Raw genomic sequence first — 18036 nt, forward strand, 5'->3', positions numbered from 1 at the left:
CGTCGATATTGAATACATGGTGGTTGGCGCCGGGGTGCTTGGCCTGGCGGGTAGCCAGGGCTCTTGCCTTGAGTGGATGTGAAGTGATTGTGGTGGAGGCTCACGGGGGAATCGGCACAGTCATCAGCTTGCGCAATTCAGGAGTGATTCACGCAGGCATCTACTGCCCGACTAACAGCTTGAAGGCGCAGATGTGTGTGGAGGGCAAGCGCTGTTTGTATGCCTTCTGCGATGCGCATGCAGTGACTTGCTAACGGCTGGGTAAGCTCATCGTTGCGACCGATGACGCGCAGCGCGGGGCATTACAGTAATTGTAGGAGCAAGGATGTCGCAATGGCGTCGAGGACTTGCAGCTACTCGACGCTCGGCAGGCGGCCGAACTGGAACCTGAGTTGTCCCGCGTCGCCGTCCACCGGAACCACGTGTCTGGTTCTTCTTAATTAACTGAGGTTAAAAGGTATTTTCGCGATCACGCGGCGTGCTTAGCTCAATTTCGCCGTCATTGCAAAGCAGCATTTTTGATGAGTAACTATTGCGGGTATTAGATCCTTTTTTAGGGACGTTTTTCTCATGTCCGAGATGATCAGTCAGTTCAGCATTGAGCGCGGTTTCGACAGTTAATTTCGTCAACATACGGGAAAACTGATTAAGATCGGCTTCGGTTTTAAGACCTTTAGCCAGTTCAGCTGCGAGCGCTTTGAGTTTTTTATCGTCAATAATTTGCCTGTCTCCGTTGTTGGAATGAACATATCAAAAATAGGCAGATACACAATTTAAATTACAGTCTCCAGAACGATGAACAGGAAGTACCTGGCGTCAGTCCTTGCGGTTGTTGGGTCTCGTAATCTTTCCCTGATAATTATCCGTAAATGACGCGTTCATCAAAGTCTCCTTGATTTTTGCCACTGATATACAATACTGTATATATATACAGTTTTTGTCGAGGGTGCTCCTATGCAGTTTTCCATACCTGATGTGCAACGTCAGATTCTGGCTTTACCCCTGTTCAGTGATTTTGTGCCTTGTGGTTTCCCAAGTCCGGCACAGGATTATATTGAACGCCGTATCGACTTGAATGAGCTGATGATTCAGCATCCCAGTGCTACCTATTTTGTGAAAGCAGCGGGTGATTCAATGGCGGGAGCGGGAATTGATGAGGGGGATTTACTGGTAGTGGATAGCTCGCGTAAAGCGAAATCGGGCGATATCGTTATTGCTACGGTTGATGGCGAATTCACGGTGAAATATTTGCAATTGCATCCGCAAATTATGCTGAAACCGGCAAATAAAGCCTATACACCCATTATCATTGCTGGTGAGGATAAGCTGGAGATTTTTGGTGTTGTGACTTTTATCGTCAAATCTGCGAGCTGATGATGTTTGCACTTTGCGATGTGAATTCTTTCTATGCTTCCTGTGAAGGCGTATTTCGGCCGGACTTAAAGGGACGACCCGTCGTGGTATTGTCAAATAACGATGGCTGCGTGATTGCCCGATCCGCTGAAGCAAAACCCTTTGTTAAAATGGGGGAGCCATACTTTAAGCAGAAAGAGATTTTCAGGCGTTACGGTGTAACCTGTTTCAGCAGTAACTATGAACTTTACGCCGACATGTCCAACCGGGTCATGACCACGATTGAAGAGATGTCTCCACGTTGTGAAATATACTCCATTGATGAAGTGTTTTGTGACCTTACAGGAATGAGGAGTTATCGCGATCTTACTGACTTTGGGCGTGAAATCAGAGCGAGAGTCCTGCAACACACGCATCTGACGGTTGGAGTGGGCATTGGTCCGACCAAGACGTTAGCGAAACTGGCGAACTATGCAGCAAAACGCTGGCAGAGGCAGACCGGAGGCGTAGTTGATTTGTCTGATATCACGCGTCAGAGAAAGCTGATGGCGCTTTTACCCGTAGATGAAGTCTGGGGCGTTGGCCGCAATATTGTGAAAAAACTGGATATAATGGGGATTAAAACGGTATTGGAGCTGGCAGACAGTGACATCCATTTCATTAGAAAAAATTTCAATGTGACGCTGGAAAGAACGGTGCGTGAACTGCGTGGGGAACCCTGCCTGAACCTGGAGGAATTTGCCCCTGTGAAGCAGAATATTGTCTGCTCCCGCTCTTTTGGTAAGTATGTAACTGAATATGAGGAGATGCGACAGGCTATTTGCAGTTATGCTTCCCGGGCGGCTGAAAAACTTCGCGCTGAGCATCAGTATTGTCGGTTTATCTCGGTGTTTATTAAAACATCACCCTTCAGTCGTCACGAAAAATATTATGCTAACAGTGCCTTTGTTAAACTGCTGACACCAACCCAGGACAGCAGAGATATCATTACAGCAGCGACTGATTGTCTTAAAGGCATCTGGGTAAATGGCCATCGTTATCAGAAAGCGGGGGTCATGCTGGGGGATTTTTATAGCCAGGGTGTGGCACAGCTTAATCTGTTTGACGAAAATCTGCCGCGGCAGAATAGCCAGGCACTCATGGCTGTCCTGGATAGTCTGAATACTCAGTATGGGCGCAAAACCCTTTATTTTGCCGGGCAGGGATACCAGCAGCAATGGCAGATGAAACGCGCGATGCTTTCGCCAAGATATACCACCCGATATACCGACTTGCTTATCGTTAATTGAGTCTTTAAAAAATGAAGCCTCTGACCCGGTAACTGAAAGGGATATTTACAGATCTGCACTTGCCGGGAAGCGAATAATCCGCAATAGAATAGCGTCACAGGATATGTAACATTATTCATATCCAGATTCTGGTGGCATAACTTAAGTTGCCAGCCTCAGACTGACTTATTTTATGGATGGTTAAACAGATGACATTAACTAAAAAATTGATTAAGAAGCCTGTTCAAGCCATTCGGGCCATTTGTGCCGGATTATTGCCACGTACTTTTCCAATCTATCCTGAAAGCCCACATTTTGATAAAGAAAAAGAGCGGTTTGTTAATCCACTGCCTACGGGGGGAGTAGCATTCAAAGATGGAATATCGGCGTTATTCGAAATGTTGCAGGGCGTCGGCCAGTATGGGCCGAAAAAGCCGCTGCCGATAATAAAGCCTGACTGGTCGCTGTTTCTTCAGAATGACGATATCAACCGGTTTATCTGGTTTGGTCATTCCACATTGCTAATGAGAGTCGGGCAGCAAACGGTAGCAGTTGATCCGGTACTGGGTAAGTCAGTTTCACCTCTAGTGGTAAATATGCGCCGCTTCCAGGAGCCCGCAGCCTCTCTGGATGAATGGCCTCAGGTCGATATGATATTGTTATCGCACAATCACTATGATCATCTGGAAGAAAATACGCTTAAGCAATTCGCCGGGACATCAACGCGTTTTATTGTTCCTCTTGGTGTGGGTGAAAACCTGAAACCGCTGGGAATTCAACCAGACAAGATTACTGAACTCGACTGGTGGCAGTCGCTGAATGTTAAGGATGTTAGCTATACTCTGGTACCCGCGTGGCATAATACCGGCCGCGGGTTACGCGATAAGGATAAGAGTTTTTGGGGAGGCTATATTATTCAGCAGGCAGATGACCGGGTATATTACAGCGGAGACTCGACCTACGGCTCCCATTTTGCTGAAATTGCCCGACGTTTTCCCAATATCAGTCTCGCTTTTATTGAAAATGGCCAGTATGACAGGCGCTGGCCTGATAATCATATGACGCCAGAGCTGACCGTTCAGGCGGCGGTTGATGTGCAGGCTTATCGTGTTGTGCCGATTCACTGGGGGGCTTATACCATAGCTTTTCATCCCTGGAATGAACCGGTACGGCGCAGTATTCCTCTGCTTCGTCAAAAAGGGATACAGCCTCTGACGCCTTATCAGGGGCAGGTTTTTGATAAAAATACCGTTACTGAAGAGTGGTATCTGGCTCTTGAGTAACCTATATTTGGGGCGCATCGTAAACATCAACCATGTCAGCATCTTGATGGTTATTTCTCGCCAGGGATGACAAAGTGAATTTTAAACATGAATATTACTGAAAGTATTTTAAATGTTGTCGCTATGAATTCGGTTGTCCTTTTTGTGGTGATATTTTTATTAATGCTGGGTTCTTCTGTTGTCGGGAAATACCTGTTTAAGAAACGGCACAGGGGAGATGATATCGCCGATGATGAGGCAAAAATCATTCTTGGTGCCTTATTATCGTTACTTTTTTTATTGATGGGATTTATTTTATCGATAGCCATTGCGGGTTATAACGCCCGTGAACAGACAGAAGAGCAAGAGGCTATTGCTGTTGCAAATGCGATGCAAAATACGGCGATGCTTACTGAAGAAAGTCAGCAACAAGCCTACCCACTATTACAGCAGTATCTCACCACGCGCATAGCCTTTTTTAATTCGGGTACTCATATCTATTCGCAGCCATTACAGAATCAATCGATCGCCATTCAGAAATCACTGTGGAACCTTGCCAGAAATGAGGCGAAAACCAGTACAGTTAATGGCTTTAGCCTGGTATTAAGCTCTTATACCGAGTTGTACAACACACAAGCCAGAACAACCGCTGGCTGGCGGGATCAAATCCCGGGAGCCGCCTGGTTACTACTGATAATCTTTTCTGTCGCAGCTAACTACCTGATAGGGCATAACATTCGCGGGCTTCGTGGGCGAAATTCGCTGATTATCACGTTGCCGCTGCTAACAACGCTGGCACTGTTTATGATTGCTGAAATAGATGTGCCTGGAGAAGGGGTCATTTATGTTAAACCCGATAACTTAGTGGCATTACAAACGCGTTATCTGGATCCTGCCAGTTTGGGTCAGTAATATTCAGGGCTTTTTAGCCCTTAATCATCCCTCATTAGTTACATCATACTTATTTAGTTTTTAAAGGATGATAGATGCAAGCCCTGTGGAAACACTTATTTGCCTTCCAGGGGACTTGAGGCAATGAGTCAGTTACTGATTTTATTCTACCCATAATGTGAGTAGAATAAGACAATTAATTGACTCAGGGAGGGGCATATGTGGATTTGGCAATATAAAAACTGGCCTGATTTCAACTACACCTTTTCACAGTTACAGCCACTTTTACGACAAGTCATTTTTTTGCAAGGTGAGTTGTATGGTAGTCATCATTCGCTGGATACTGATGCTCAGACACTGGATACTATTCTGGCTAATATCCTTTACTCGAGTGATATCGAGGGTGAGAAATTGAATGCACATTCAGTGCGTTCTTCTTTGGCGATACATCTGGGAATTTCTCAGGAGGTCTCTTTTCCTGTCGATAATCGTACCGAAGGTTTAGTGGCGTCAGCCCTGGATGCCATTAATAATCTTGATGAGCCCTTATCCGTTAGTCGGTTACTGACCTGGCACCGGTTATTGTTTCCGTCTGGTGTGAGTTTATTTAACCAGATTGAAGCAGGGTGTTTCAGAAATGGTCCGGTTCAGGTGGTATCTGGGCGGTTAGATAAACCGGTAGTACACTTTGAGGCACCGCCAGCCGACAGAGTTGTCGATGAAATGAAGGTTTTTATTCACTGGTTTAACGCTAGTTTGAATAATAACACCCTGGATCCTATCCTGCGGGCGGGTATTGCCCATTTATGGTTTCTGACGATCCATCCGTTTGAAGACGGAAATGGCAGGATTGGTCGGTTGATTATGGATTTAGCGCTTGCTCAGGCCGAAAAAAATACCGTACGTCTCTACGCTATGTCCCGAACGTTAAATGAACGTAGAAAAGAATACTACGATCTGCTCGAACGAACTCAGCGCCATAATGGCGATATTACTGAATGGTTAGCCTGGTTTATCAGTACATTACAACAATCAATCCTGGCGACACTGGCACAGATCCAACGAACACTGGAAAAAAACAAATACTGGGTGCGATTTGACCAAGGGGGGTTACGTCCGGAACAAGCAAAAGTCATCAACCGTATGCTGGATGGGGATTTTACCAGTAGTATCAATAATCGACAGTATATGTCTGTTGCGAAGGTGAGTCGTTCCAGCGCAACACGACATTTAGCTGAACTGGTTGCGGCTGGATTTATGGCCGAAACCGGTGATGGCGGACGTAGCACGCGTTATGTTTTAAATCATCATTCGGACTGAAATCTAAAAACCATAATTTCACAAAGGAATTGTCAGTCCATTTTAAAAGATGTATCTTAAATGCATCTTTAAGAAGAAGGAAAGAAGACAATGTTAACCTCAGAACAGAAAGAGCTGGTAAAAGCCACTGTCCCGGTATTAAAAGAGAGCGGTGCCGCTCTGACTGATTATTTCTATAAACGTATGCTGGGTAATAACCCGAATCTCAAAGAGACCTTTAACCTTGGGCATCAGCGTAGTGGGGCACAAGCGCGTGCGCTGGCGGGGGCGGTGCTGGCTTACGCTGAAAATATTGACGATCCTTCAGTTCTGCTTCCGGTCGTTGAGCTCATCTGCCATAAGCATGTCAGCTTAAATATTCAGGCCCCTGACTATGCGATTGTCGGCGAGAACTTATTGCATTCCATCAGCGAAGTGCTGAGCATCCCTATGGATGACAAGCTGATTGTTGCCTGGGGAGTCGCCTATCAGCAACTGGCCGATCTCTTTATCGACATGGAAAAATCACTTTATCAGCAACAGCAAGCGACCCAGGGAAGCTGGCTGGGATGGCGTGAATTTATTGTTGAACGTAAAGAACAGGAAAATGCTGAGATTACGTCGTTTTATCTGGTACCGAAAGATAAACAAGCCCTGCCAGATTATCAGCCAGGACAGTATATTACGGTAAGAGTCACTATTCCTGAGCTTGGTATCAAGCAGCCTCGTCAGTACACGGTATCAGACAAGTCATCGGGTAAATATCTGCGTATTTCGGTTAAACGCGAAGACGCTCATCTTGAAGGACAGGATCCCGGCTATGTCTCGTCGACTTTGCATAACGTGATTAATGTCGGAGATGTGATTGAAGCCAGCGCACCAACAGGTAATTTCTTCCTGGTTAATCAGGATAATAATAATGTGCTGATTAGCGCCGGAATCGGCCTTACACCGATGATAGCGATGCTAAACCAACTCATCTCACATAGTGAAGCGGACAAAGCGAATGCCCGACAGATAAGCTTTATTCATGCGGCACGTAATCCTGAAGTACATGCAATGCGTAAAGAAGTGAATGCTTTAAAAGAGCATAACTCGCACTTACACACTTATACTGCTTATGAGTCAGTCACTAACGGTGAAGTCCTGGGCAAAGATTACCAGGTTCAAGGGCGTCTGGATTTACAGCATGTTCCGGAAGAACTCCTCCCGGCAGATGCTGACTACTATCTTTGTGGCCCGATCCCCTTTATGCAGCTACAGAATGCCGCCTTGTTAGCACGTGGTATCCCTCAACAGCAAATTCATAGTGAAGCATTCGGGACTGGAGGGATAAAACTGTAATATAATGCAGACATTGGCTATAACCCTAAATGGTTAGATATATCTAATTAACAGGAAGTATTTCGGGTTGTAGTGTGTCTTGAGTTAATTGCCAGGGGAACGTTCTTCCCCTGGTATGATGAGGACCTAATGAAACTTCACCAGTTTACCGATCTTGGTTTACGAACGCTTATTTTCCTGACGCAGCCGGCGCGTGCAACACCCTTTACTATCAGCCAGACGGCGAGCGAGCTTCAGGTTTCCGTTAATCACCTGGTAAAAGTCGTCCATTTTATGGGGCAGCAAGGGTGGATACATACTGTGCGAGGCCGCAACGGCGGGATCTATCTGGCGAAAGATTTGAATGAGTATCGTCTTGGCGAGATAATCCAGACTCTGGAAGAGCGTGCTGATGACTCAAAACATATCGTCAACTGCTCGAGCCCGGTTTGTCCGCTGATTAATCACTGCAATTTGAATGGCATGTTGCAGGGTGCTATGCAGGTATTCATCAGCCATTTGAATCAATATACCCTTGCTGATGCCGTGCGTAATCGACAGTCGCTGATGGAATTAATGCGTATTCCACTGACCGAGGCATAGCCCCACCTGGTCGTCTGAAATATTTTTAGTTTTTAACTCTCGCTCCTCGCCGATACAGAGTACTGCGAGCGACCCCTAAAGCCTGCGCGGCTTTACTGATATTGCCTTTAAAACGTTTTAAGGTTTCGGCTATCAAGGCCTCATCATGTTGCTGTCTGACGGTTAACGACTCTTCCTGCGGTGCAGGCTTGAACTGTGCAGGCAGGCAACTACAATCCAGCCGTTGATTATCATCAGCTAAAGCGAGCAGCACTTTAAGTAAGCTACGGAGCTGACGAATATTTCCCGGCCAGGGATACTGGGCGAGTTGTTCCAGTAATTCTGAATCTAGCTGAATACCACGCTGAACCCCTCCCATTTCCTGCCATAATTGCAGAATAAAAGCCTGGAGTGCAGGCCATTCGCGTAATGGAGGAAGGGTGAGTGAAAACTCCTGTAAACGGTAGAGTAAATCTTCCCGGAATTCCCCGTCAGCCACTAACTGCGTTAAATTACGATGACTGGCACAGATAACGGCAAAATCAACAGACCAGCTCTGGCTGGAGCCTAAAGGAGCGACTTCTTTTTCCTGTAATACGCGGAGTAAACGGGTTTGAAGAGCGAAGGGCATATCCCCAATTTCATCAAGAAATAGTACACCGCCGTCTGCTTCACGTATTTTTCCGATATAACCATTTTTGCTGGCACCGGTAAAGGCCCCTGGCTGATAACCGAACAGCTCAGACTCAATCAATGATTCAGGAATGGCTGCACAGTTGATAGCGACAAACTTACCCCGATGCCAGCGACTTTGCTGGTGTAACCGACGGCTGACAAATTCTTTTCCGGTTCCGGTTTCACCCTGAATACAAAGAGAAATCCCGGCATTAAGCAACCGGACCATTTTATCGCTCTCGTTTTGTCGGGATAGCGCCTCAGCAGTTGCTGGCGGCCTGGAAACAGGGTGAATATTACGTATCGGTTCACGTAAGCGAAAGTAGTATTGCTGTTGCTGCCTGGTGGTGAGAGGGAGAGGTAGGCGGGTAGAAACCTGTTTGCATAGCGGGAATAATTGCTGGAAAGTCAGTGAACCAAACTGATCGAGGCGTAAATTAAGTTCCCGGATAGCGACGCGGTTAGCAGACATCAGCACGTTATCGGAAAAGATCAGTAATAACTCTTCAATATTATCAATACCGTGCAGCTGAGGATGCAAACTCATTAACCACTGATCGGGTTGCAAACTCTGTTTCATCCACAAATACTCAATCTGTTTAGCCGCTTCTTTGACCCAGGATAGCGTATAGGGATGGGAGTAGTGCGCCGGGCCCGAGATATCCAGAACTCCTGCAACTTGCCCGTTCGGTGCCTGGAGCGTCATCGCCGCACAATATAAATCCTGATTACTGGCAAGATAATGCTGATGGGCAAAAATTTCGCAGCCATCATCGATAGCCAGTGCAGTCCCGATAGCATTGGTTCCACGCCCGCATTCACTCCATAAATTACCCGGCGCCAGGGCAAAGCGTTGTACTTTTTGCAGGGCGCTGAGGTCGCCAAAATTATTCAGAACCAGGCCACTGGCATCTGACAACACCACTACCGACTGTTTCGCGGCAATTTTCTCTGCCAGCGCTTTTACTGCGGGCTGAGCAAACTGTTGCAGACTGGTATTATTCGCGAGTTTATCAGCCAGTTCATTATGAGGAATACGGGGTAAGTCCCCCGCTTTTGGATCAAGGCCATACAGCTGGCTACGAAGCCAGGAATCATTCAGTAATGGGCTTAACGCTATCTCAGGTGTATTGGCAACGGGCTGATTTCCCTGCATTCGCAATCTCCGACTGAGTATCAAGGTGTTGCGCTATTGTAGCTATTTGGTTTTTTTAATGTTGCGAGTCGCAACACAATTGCTAACTCACCATCACCCGTGTTTGTAACAAAATAAATGAGCTAAATTTAACCTTTTGAAAAACATATAAAAATAAACCTGGCGCGATAAAATTAAAACCTGGCATGGCACATGCAATAACTCTGATGCCAAGCGGTTACAGTAAAACTGTGGCAGCTCACACTCTAATAAAAATGACCCTACAGTAAGGAGTTTGCGATGCGTTATGCCCATCCTGGTACACCTGGAGCACTGGTTTCTTTTAAATCTGTTTACGGGAACTACATTGACGGTCAGTTCGTTGAACCTGTTAACGGTCAATACTTTATGAATACTTCACCCGTTAATGGCAGTGACATCGCCCAATTTCCTCGTTCTGATGACAGCGACATTAATGCGGCATTAGATGCAGCACACCGGGCTGCTGACGCCTGGGGTAAAACCAGCGTTCAGCATCGCGCCAATTTGTTGCTACAACTGGCCGATCGTATTGAAGCAAATCTGGAATATTTAGCTGTCGCAGAAAGCTGGGATAATGGTAAACCGATTCGTGAAACCTTAAATGCCGACTTACCTTTAGCGGTGGATCACTTCCGTTATTTTGCTGGCTGTCTGCGTGCCCAGGAGGGCGGTGCGGCAGAGATCGATCAAAATACAGTGTCCTATCATTTTTATGAACCCCTGGGTGTAGTCGGACAAATTATTCCGTGGAACTTCCCATTACTGATGGCGGCCTGGAAGCTTGCTCCCGCACTGGCTGCCGGCAACTGCGTGGTACTGAAACCCGCAGAACAGACACCACTGGGTATTACGTTACTGCTGGAACTGGTGGGTGATATTTTCCCGGCAGGCGTCCTTAACGTGGTTCAGGGCTTTGGCCGTGAAGCGGGTGAGGCGCTGGCGACCAGTAAACGTATTGCGAAAATTGCTTTTACCGGTTCTACGCCAGTCGGTCGCCACATTATGGCCTGTGCCGCGGAGAATATTATTCCTTGTACCGTTGAATTAGGCGGCAAGTCGCCGAATATCTATTTCGCCGATGTCATGCAAGGGGAAGAAGACTTTATAGAGAAAGCCGTGGAAGGTTTAGTCCTTGGCTTCTTTAACCAGGGGGAAGTCTGTACCTGTCCGTCCCGGGCCTTGATTCAGGAGTCGATTTACGAATCCTTTATGGAGCGCGTAATGGCAAAAGTCGCCAATATTCGTCGTGGTGACCCGCTGGACACTGACACCATGATTGGTGCTCAGGCATCGCGCCAGCAGTTCGATAAAATCCTCTCCTATATCGATATCGCCCGGGAAGAAGGAGGTAAGATCCTCACTGGTGGTGGGCGTGCATCAATAAAAGCTGAATTAGATAACGGCTATTATATCCAGCCAACGCTGATTAAAGGTGAGAACCAAATGCGCTGCTTCCAGGAGGAAATTTTTGGCCCGGTTATCGGTATTACGACCTTTAAAACGGAGTCAGAAGCACTGGCGATTGCCAATGAAACACAATTCGGACTTGGGGCTGGGGTATGGACACGAGATACGAATCTGGCTTATCGCATGGGACGTAATATCAAAGCCGGTCGTGTCTGGACTAACTGTTACCATATTTACCCGGCTCATGCCGCATTTGGCGGTTATAAGCAGTCAGGGGTAGGGCGTGAAACCCATAAAATGGCGTTAAATCAGTATCAGAATACTAAAAACTTACTGGTGAGTTATGACACTAAGCCATTAGGCCTGTTCTAGGTATTATTGGACAGAAAGGCAGGGTTACTTCTGCCTTTCTGTTCTGTGAACTCAGGTCTGAGGCTAATTAATACAGTGAAATTTATAAAGTGCTGAATTAATCGATAATATCTATTAGTTTTAGCATAAATGAATTGTTTTTACTGGTATGGGTGAGAAGCATTACCGGGGTTATAATTTCAAATTCAGCATTTTATGCTGTTAAGCCTTTAGTCTATTTTATTGATCTCATAGGTTATTGTTTCACCGGTGTCATTAAGATAAACCATATCAATTTTTGTTGATTTTTCAATTGACTCATTGAAGCTAAAGGTTTTTTCTGATTTTGGCGGTAACATAAAATCACTTCCGGTTATACTCTGTATTTTCCCACTTTCAGCATGTATTTTCATACCAACCACAGACAAATGAATTGTTGAAGGATTATTACATTTAATAACGGACGGCATCTGTCTTTTGCAGGTTACAAGTTTGATTGCCTCTTCTGGTTTTTGTGTGACGCCTTCAGGCCGAAAAAGAACTTTTATCTGAGTGTTCATAGTGACCAGAATACTGTTCTCAGGATTAATATCTTTTTTTTCTGGCGGTATTTCATAAATGTTCAGCCAGTACAGAGATTCTCTATCCTGAGGCAGCGAGGTATTGTTATAGATGATTCTGATACCGCGAACATCTGACTTCTCCAGACGAAAAACGGGTGGAATACTGACGAAAGGAATATCTTTTGCGTCTGGCGTACCTTCTCCGTTATCAACCCAGTTTTGCACAATGACGGGATAGTCATTCGTATTTACCAGCATAAGGGACTGATCTTTATCGCCTGCATGATAAATAACCCGTGACTGGGAGGGCATGATCCCGGCATAAACCTGGAGTGACAGAAAATAAAAAGAGAAGAGTAACCATTTTATATTCATTGCATTCTCACCAGGACAGTGGCCGTTGCGCGTACTTTTCCGACGCTAGCCGTCTTGCCGTTTATTCTTTTGAGTGTAGCAACGAAATTGTAATTGTAGTTAGTGTAACCACTTTTGGAACTTCCCGCCGCTATCGCATTATTCAATACCGGATACCAGCCAGCATTACTTCCTGTATTCGTACTGTTCTGGCCTATCAATGTCAGTGGTACAGCAGGGGCGTTTTGATAACTAATTAATATTCCAACGCCTTTTGCCATCTCTGCATTATTGTAGTTATCTGAAAGCAACGTACTCACTCCGTCGCTACTGTTGACCAGACCGAGAGTTTTTGCTGCGCTATACGACCCGGAGGAAACCTGAAATCCGATTGCCGTTTGACCCGCACCGGTACCCGATGCCACACCATTGTTACATTCAACGCTGACATTAAATGAAGCGGTACTGGTTAGTCCGGAATTTAATTCATTCATTGAAATAGGCGGTAGTTTTACCAGTGGTGTGGCGCTACGAGCAACACAACTTGAGGTATTATAAAGTGTACTGCCGTCCTTCATACCATAACCAAAACCGTTATCAACGCCCCAGAAAGAAAATTTCTTATAGCTGTCCTCACCGATATCATCATGGACTAAATTAGGGCCGACCAACTGAATATAAGCGTTAGGTTGGTCGCAGGTATATTGCCCTCCCGATGTTGAACCCGAGAAGTATGAAGTGCAGCCAAATTGTGAACCGCCTCCTTTCGTGGGGAGCTGGCTCACGCGATAAAGCTCCGCTACCAATGGCGGAATGTCCTGTAATCTTATCTGGATTTTAGAGCCTGAAGTTGCATAAGTACTCACAGGTAATTTTTTCCAGTAACGTGACAGAACGACATCTCCCATCGTCTGTTTTAGTCCGATGTTGGCAAAGTAGGTGGCGTAAACACCGGGCAGACCATCAAAGATACCAATTTCATTGAATCCCCCCAGCCAGTGGTCGCCATTTGTCGCGACAAGAAAGTAAATACTTGAAAGATCTGAGGCGTCGCATTCCCATAAAACAGAACCCGCGTTAGCGCCGCCATAAGTATAGTTAGTCGGTGGAACCACCACACTTGCCAGAAGAGAACCAACAGGGTAAAAGTAGCTGTCGTACAGATTAATCCTGCCAAATGGGATAGCGGCGGTTCTGCTATCTTCTGTCTGTGCAACACCCGTCGTTTTGCAGCGTGCCCAGCCTGACGTTGACGCCATAACTAAAAGCAGTAACATCAGGGCATTGATAAAAAGAACTATTTTACTTTTCATCATCTCAATCCTTTCACAGGGTATTACAGTCGGCAGTAATGTTAACCAGAGCGGTTTTTTTATCACTTTCTTTAATAGCGTAAGGTAAAACGCAGTAATCACTACCTTCGCCCCAGCGTACGGTGAGCTTGCCTTCAGGTTGTTCAACCCGGACATAAATCTGTCCTCCCTGACCCGCAAGGCCGATAGATTGGTTCTGTTCGTCGTACACTTCGGCTCCCATAGGGATGGTTACGCCATTTTTCGGGATAGCTTTAATTAATAGAGCGGTACCAAGACGGGTGCGGAATTTCACTTTCACGCTGGAACCCGCAACGGGAATGATACGCTTCTGACTGTCAAGAACCTCTGCATTACCTTCCATGCCCTGAGGATCGATAGAGATATTGTTATAACGATAAGGTGTTACAGAAGGCACCAGCGCATAACCATTATCATCAATCTCTAACTGGGATGAATTAAAGAGTTTCGCGCCCTCAGCGCCTTTCGCTTCAACCAGCGCAAAAGTTTCTCCTAAATAAGGGCCGAATGTGACGCCGCCGCTATGAACAGCTAATGCACCCTGAACATTCCCTGATGTTTGCCAGTATCCTTTACCCGTAGAGGCGTTTAATCCCAGGTTCGCTTTCGAAAGCTGTTTTTGTAAACTGCCGCCCAGGGTTGTCTGGTGGGACTGCTGATCGCGCATGACGTTCACGCTATAACTGGTATTTTGTTCGCTACCCAGCATACCGGAGGCAGAGGTTTGGTACTGATCGCCACCGCTATTACTATGATTATAAGTTGTGCTTAAGTTAATTCCGCGAGAATCATTGTCGAATAAGGGAATTGAGAATGAAACAGCCGTTGCCGTTTCGATATTCCCTGAATTTTCATTATTTCCTACCCGTTGCCGGGCAATCGAGATATTCATATTAATATTGTGGCTGAAGGTCTGACTGTAACCGAGCTGAAGCTGAGTATCACGGGAACGACCATTGCGATAATTATAGGTAGCACCGGAGATATAGGCATTGCCGTACTCGCCTAAACTTTGGCTGAGAGTGATATCAAAACGTGAACGCTGAGCGCTGGTGTAGTTTGATTGATTTATACCATCGTTAGAATATTCTTGTGCACCAAGGACTTCTGATAACTCACGATACCCGCTGGTGGAATAGCGATAACCTGCCAGTGAAACGGTCGTCTCCGTTGGCTGGAACGTTTTACTCCATGCAACATGAGTCATCCAGCCTTCTGTTGTCTGAGTGCCATTTAATTTTGCCCGGGAGAACGTCGCATCTAACCCGAAGGCTCCCAGGAAGCTGGTATGTACTCCACCGGCAACGAGAGCAATATAGTTTCGTGAGAAACGAAGACCACTATTTGCAGTAATTGCGTTGGTTAATCCGCGCTGGTAAATGAAATCACCAAAAGCAGATTCTTTCAGGGTATTACGCGTGCGCCCGAGTGCCAGATTATAACGAGAAGTACCCGGTCTCATTGATTCAGGTACCGCGGAAAAAGGAACAATAAAGGTTTTTACTGTGCCATCGGCCTCGGTCACTTGCACTTGTAAATCACCGCTATAACTTGTTGGATAAAGATCGTTTATTTCAAAATTACCCGGAGGCACAGTTGTCTGATAGATCTCTTGTCCATTCTGACGGACGCTGACTTTTGCATTGCTTGAGGCAATACCTTTAATTACCGGGGCGTAGCCATGCATTGAATCAGGCAACATGGCGTCAGCCGTAGAAAGATTAATCCCGTTATAACTCAGGCCTGAGAAAAACCGACCATTTGTGACGAGTTGTCCTCCCATCAGTTGACTATTCATAGCCGGAAGAGGGCGCTGAATATAACTGCGGATATTTGTCCACTGAGAGCCATTTTGTTGATTCCAAGTCGCAGTACTTAACTGACGGTACTGCCAGCTACCGATATTGACACCACCATTAAGTGATAACCAGGCTGAATCCATATCGCTGGTGTTCTTGCCAGAATAGGAAACATGATAGTAGTTAGCTAAATAATTGATAAAACCCATACTTGAGCCCGTTTCATAACTATCAGGGCTGACATAACCACGCGGGCGAACATTTAACAACGCCTGAGGAACGATAATCGTCATCTTCAGGGCTGATAAATCTATCTTGCTGCTAGCCTGAGGCTCAATTTGTGATAAAAAAAGACACTGAGTGGCATTGTTAAGAACAAATCCTTCGGTATTTTTAAAACCAATGTCTTTTATCAACGCTGAGGATAAACAAGGAAGAACCTGATCTTTCTCCGCCATATAGGAAACTGAATAGTTACCTAAGAAATTCTGGTTAACATAAACATCCACTTTATACTCGCCTGGCGCGATAGAACCAGAAAGCCGTAATCTTTCCAGAGAACTTTGATCAAATGCCCCCCCTTTAAATAAAGAGGGGTCAAAAATATAATCACTATTCGAATTGTCGAGTGTCTCATCGACGGACGCAATAGAAATACCGGGAACTATCGCAATTAACAGAAGGCAGATTTTTCTAATTACATCATAATGCAAGAGGAAATCAGAACTAGAGATGCATTTCTTGCGTGACATCTGCGCCATAGTCATTTACCAGTATAAGTTTGAGTGACGCACCGTTTAACGTAGTAATTTTCTTCGCTGCATGCCACTGTACGCTTGATTTTGGTGGGATCATCACCGACTTAGCGAGGGAAATAGCGGTTTTACCCGTTATTAAATCAGCTTGTCTTACTGTGATATAAAATCCTGTAGGATTGTTAACAATAACGTTACCTTCCTGCAGACTAAATTTGAGTGACTTACTCGCATCTCCCGCCGAGCCGGTTAAAGTGGCAGGACGATAAAATATTTTTACTCTACTGGTCACCGCGACAACCAGTTGGTTATCGTTTTGCTGAGACGCTTTCTGCGCCGGAAGCTGAGTGAAATTAAGATAAAAGATAGATTCTTTATCTTGAGACAGCGCTTTTGCACCATTAGCAATTAATCTGACTGAATGACCAGAATCAGGCTCCATACGAAATACAGGCGGTACCAGGGTGAAGGGTGCATTGTTATCAGGTTCGTTATTTTCATTGGTGATTTTTAACTGAACAACAAAGGGTTGTGGGTCTGGGTTTTTAAACTGAACAACTTTTTCTGTTATGCCGGAGGTAAAAATAACTCGCGTTCCGGTCATAATAACGCTAGCACTGGCGCTACTGACAATAAATATGCACAGGCTTAAAAATGATAATATTTTTTTATTCATTATGAGTTAATCATCCATAAAAATTGGCTGTAATAATATTATTACAGCCAATTTGTTAATCAGAGTGAAATTACAGTTAAAGATAACTTACGGTATATTCTGCAACGGCAGTAATTTTACCTGCAGTACCGTTATCACCCATGGAATAGTAACGAACGCCAAAATCATAAGACGCTGATGTTTCGCCATTTTTTAATACTAACCCTTGAACAGGAGTGACACCTTTCAAGTTGACAGCGCTGCTGGCATTGTCTTGTGTGTCTTTTAATAATTGAATACCAAAGCCAGTTGCTGCATCAGCACCTGTACGTGTATTACCCAATACACCTGAAGCGCTATCAACATTATAACCCAGGAAGTTGGTTGTAATATTAGTGTCAGCCTGTGGAGCCTGGCAATTTGTAATTGAAACAGTGAACGGAGTGAATCCGGCAGTCTTGGTTGCTTCCAGAGTTTCACCGAAATCTTTTATTGATACAGTAGGAAGTAATACTACGGAATTTGTTTGTCCGTTAATATTGATAGAACAGGTCTGGGAAGTAACTTCACCTTCAAAAGTTACAGTAGGGGCTGCCAGGGCTGAAGCAGGAAGTACCATAATAGCGGCCAGTGTAGCTAATTTGTTTAATGTAATGCTCATGACTTAATCCTATTGAAAACAATGTAATGATGATATGTTTAAAGGCAATTATATCCACATAGAAAGAAGGGTTGATAAGCAAGGTGATAATGTAACATCATATTAAAATCTGTTATTACGCACCGTATTTATTACCTGGGAAACTTCCTACTAGCTGATGGCGAGAATATATTATTAATTAATTAAATAAGCTAATTATTTATTTTTACGAAAATAAGGATAACAATAAAGCAACAATTTATGATGTATATTTACACCCCTAAAAACCTGTTCATAATTACTATGATTATTATAGATAAAATATTTTAAGGGGGTGGAGGTCTGAAG

Annotated in this window: 15 protein-coding genes and 1 pseudogene; 9 read left to right on the forward strand and 7 right to left on the reverse strand. The window is 45.1% G+C overall.

What is annotated here, in order from left to right; translation table 11 throughout:
* Positions 1-38: 38 nt before the first annotated feature.
* Positions 39-254: an FAD-dependent oxidoreductase gene (locus M2387_RS25860; protein WP_409039418.1), complete on the forward strand. Its 216-nt coding sequence runs from the start codon at positions 39-41 to the stop codon at positions 252-254.
* A 199-nt stretch (positions 255-453) separates the two neighbouring features.
* Here the strand turns inward: M2387_RS25860 and M2387_RS01725 are convergent.
* A pseudogene (locus tag M2387_RS01725) lies at positions 454-717 on the reverse strand (transposase); the annotation flags it as partial.
* A gap of 237 nt (positions 718-954) precedes the next feature.
* On the opposite strand from M2387_RS01725, the gene umuD reads away from it, so the two are divergent.
* The 7 genes from umuD (at position 955) to M2387_RS01760 (ending at position 7999) form a co-directional block, all read left to right on the forward strand.
* Positions 955-1374 (forward strand): translesion error-prone DNA polymerase V autoproteolytic subunit, encoded by a 420-nt coding sequence (gene umuD, locus M2387_RS01730; protein WP_259046774.1) that lies wholly within the window; start codon positions 955-957, stop codon positions 1372-1374.
* A gap of 2 nt (positions 1375-1376) precedes the next feature.
* On the forward strand, positions 1377-2642 hold the full coding sequence (locus M2387_RS01735; protein WP_259048225.1) for a Y-family DNA polymerase: 1266 nt from the start codon (positions 1377-1379) through the stop codon (positions 2640-2642).
* Positions 2643-2830: 188 nt separating this feature from the next.
* Positions 2831-3904, forward strand: coding sequence for an MBL fold metallo-hydrolase (locus M2387_RS01740; RefSeq protein ID WP_259046775.1), 1074 nt, complete (start codon positions 2831-2833; stop codon positions 3902-3904).
* Between the two features lie 87 nt (positions 3905-3991).
* The gene (locus tag M2387_RS01745) at positions 3992-4795 is read left to right on the forward strand and encodes a bestrophin-like domain (RefSeq protein ID WP_259046777.1); all 804 of its coding nucleotides are present in this window, start codon (positions 3992-3994) and stop codon (positions 4793-4795) included.
* Between the two features lie 198 nt (positions 4796-4993).
* Complete coding sequence (locus M2387_RS01750) at positions 4994-6094, forward strand: Fic family protein (protein WP_259046779.1); 1101 nt, start codon at positions 4994-4996, stop codon at positions 6092-6094.
* 90 nt (positions 6095-6184) lie between these two features.
* The gene (gene hmpA, locus M2387_RS01755) at positions 6185-7417 is read left to right on the forward strand and encodes an NO-inducible flavohemoprotein (protein WP_259046781.1); all 1233 of its coding nucleotides are present in this window, start codon (positions 6185-6187) and stop codon (positions 7415-7417) included.
* 129 nt (positions 7418-7546) lie between these two features.
* Complete coding sequence (locus M2387_RS01760; protein ID WP_259046783.1) at positions 7547-7999, forward strand: Rrf2 family transcriptional regulator; 453 nt, start codon at positions 7547-7549, stop codon at positions 7997-7999.
* Positions 8000-8024: 25 nt separating this feature from the next.
* Here the strand turns inward: M2387_RS01760 and M2387_RS01765 are convergent, their stop codons facing one another.
* Positions 8025-9809: a sigma-54-dependent Fis family transcriptional regulator gene (locus M2387_RS01765; protein WP_259046784.1), complete on the reverse strand. Its 1785-nt coding sequence runs from the start codon at positions 9807-9809 to the stop codon at positions 8025-8027.
* Positions 9810-10088: 279 nt separating this feature from the next.
* On the opposite strand from M2387_RS01765, the gene exaC reads away from it, so the two are divergent.
* Positions 10089-11609, forward strand: a complete 1521-nt coding sequence (exaC, locus tag M2387_RS01770; RefSeq protein WP_259046786.1) for an acetaldehyde dehydrogenase ExaC — start codon at positions 10089-10091, stop codon at positions 11607-11609.
* Between the two features lie 209 nt (positions 11610-11818).
* On the opposite strand, the gene M2387_RS01775 is transcribed toward exaC, so the two are convergent.
* From M2387_RS01775 to M2387_RS01795, 5 genes are all read right to left on the reverse strand, one after another.
* Entirely contained in the window at positions 11819-12526 is a 708-nt protein-coding gene (locus M2387_RS01775) for a fimbrial biogenesis chaperone (protein WP_259046788.1), read from the reverse strand.
* Positions 12523-13818: a fimbrial protein gene (locus M2387_RS01780; RefSeq protein WP_259048227.1), complete on the reverse strand. Its 1296-nt coding sequence runs from the start codon at positions 13816-13818 to the stop codon at positions 12523-12525. The genes M2387_RS01775 and M2387_RS01780 overlap by 4 nt, the downstream gene beginning before the upstream one ends.
* 13 nt (positions 13819-13831) lie before the next feature.
* Positions 13832-16390 (reverse strand): fimbria/pilus outer membrane usher protein, encoded by a 2559-nt coding sequence (locus M2387_RS01785; RefSeq protein WP_409039505.1) that lies wholly within the window; start codon positions 16388-16390, stop codon positions 13832-13834.
* Positions 16365-17069, reverse strand: a complete 705-nt coding sequence (locus M2387_RS01790) for a fimbrial biogenesis chaperone (RefSeq protein ID WP_259046790.1) — start codon at positions 17067-17069, stop codon at positions 16365-16367. The genes M2387_RS01785 and M2387_RS01790 overlap by 26 nt, the downstream gene beginning before the upstream one ends.
* A gap of 76 nt (positions 17070-17145) precedes the next feature.
* A complete protein-coding gene (locus M2387_RS01795) occupies positions 17146-17709 on the reverse strand; it encodes a fimbrial protein (protein ID WP_259046792.1) in 564 nt (187 codons plus the stop codon).
* Positions 17710-18036 lie beyond the last annotated feature (327 nt).

This window comes from Klebsiella sp. BIGb0407 (assembly GCF_024807845.1).
Classification (GTDB): domain Bacteria; phylum Pseudomonadota; class Gammaproteobacteria; order Enterobacterales; family Enterobacteriaceae; genus JGM124.

What these genes read in the sequence shown, in the direction of transcription:
- umuD (WP_259046774.1), top strand. Translation starts at nt 955, where the DNA reads ATGCAGTTTTCCATACCTGATGTGCAACGTCAGATTCTGGCTTTACCC.
- M2387_RS01735 (WP_259048225.1), top strand. Translation starts at nt 1,377, where the DNA reads ATGTTTGCACTTTGCGATGTGAATTCTTTCTATGCTTCCTGTGAAGGC.
- M2387_RS01740 (WP_259046775.1), top strand. Translation starts at nt 2,831, where the DNA reads ATGACATTAACTAAAAAATTGATTAAGAAGCCTGTTCAAGCCATTCGG.
- M2387_RS01745 (WP_259046777.1), top strand. Translation starts at nt 3,992, where the DNA reads ATGAATATTACTGAAAGTATTTTAAATGTTGTCGCTATGAATTCGGTT.
- M2387_RS01750 (WP_259046779.1), top strand. Translation starts at nt 4,994, where the DNA reads ATGTGGATTTGGCAATATAAAAACTGGCCTGATTTCAACTACACCTTT.
- hmpA (WP_259046781.1), top strand. Translation starts at nt 6,185, where the DNA reads ATGTTAACCTCAGAACAGAAAGAGCTGGTAAAAGCCACTGTCCCGGTA.
- M2387_RS01760 (WP_259046783.1), top strand. Translation starts at nt 7,547, where the DNA reads ATGAAACTTCACCAGTTTACCGATCTTGGTTTACGAACGCTTATTTTC.
- M2387_RS01765 (WP_259046784.1), bottom strand. Translation starts at nt 9,809, where the DNA reads ATGCAGGGAAATCAGCCCGTTGCCAATACACCTGAGATAGCGTTAAGC.
- exaC (WP_259046786.1), top strand. Translation starts at nt 10,089, where the DNA reads ATGCGTTATGCCCATCCTGGTACACCTGGAGCACTGGTTTCTTTTAAA.
- M2387_RS01775 (WP_259046788.1), bottom strand. Translation starts at nt 12,526, where the DNA reads ATGAATATAAAATGGTTACTCTTCTCTTTTTATTTTCTGTCACTCCAG.
- M2387_RS01780 (WP_259048227.1), bottom strand. Translation starts at nt 13,818, where the DNA reads ATGAAAAGTAAAATAGTTCTTTTTATCAATGCCCTGATGTTACTGCTT.
- M2387_RS01785 (WP_409039505.1), bottom strand. Translation starts at nt 16,390, where the DNA reads ATGTCACGCAAGAAATGCATCTCTAGTTCTGATTTCCTCTTGCATTAT.
- M2387_RS01790 (WP_259046790.1), bottom strand. Translation starts at nt 17,069, where the DNA reads ATGAATAAAAAAATATTATCATTTTTAAGCCTGTGCATATTTATTGTC.
- M2387_RS01795 (WP_259046792.1), bottom strand. Translation starts at nt 17,709, where the DNA reads ATGAGCATTACATTAAACAAATTAGCTACACTGGCCGCTATTATGGTA.